We start from the raw sequence: 361 nt of genomic DNA, 5'->3' as shown, positions 1-361 counted from the left end.
ATCGCCGACGGTCTGCGATCGGAACCGTCGGAGCTGACCTTCGCGCATCTGCAGCATGTGCTGACCGATGTGCTGACCGTGTCCGAAGACGAAATACGTTCCGCGGTTGCGGAACTCGCGGTGCGGGCGCGTCTGGTCAGTGAGCCCAGCGGCGCGGTCGGGCTGGCCGCCTACCGGCGGCACGCAACTCCGGCCGGCCCCACCGTGGTGGTGCTGTCCGGCGGGAACATCGAACCGGCGCTGCTCGCCGACATCGTGGGCGCCTCAGCAGCGGTCGGGGTTGACCAGGGGCACTGACACCGCGCAGCCGTGGCGCGCGCTGTGCGCCCAGGCGTCCTGTTCGGCGGCCGCCTTGAGGCGC

1 protein-coding gene is annotated in these 361 nt (G+C 71.2%); it reads left to right on the top strand.

Features of this window, described 5'->3' with window-relative positions; translation table 11 throughout:
- On the top strand, positions 1–297 hold a 297-nt coding region (locus H7I41_RS22110; protein WP_264014769.1), incomplete at its 5' end, for a pyridoxal-phosphate dependent enzyme.
- Positions 298–361 lie beyond the last annotated feature (64 nt).

Origin of the sequence: [Mycobacterium] manitobense (assembly GCF_025821665.1) — a bacterium.
GTDB lineage: Bacteria > Actinomycetota > Actinomycetes > Mycobacteriales > Mycobacteriaceae > Mycobacterium > Mycobacterium arseniciresistens.
Note: the sequence above shows the minus strand (reverse complement) of the source record. Positions and strands in the feature narration are given on the sequence as shown.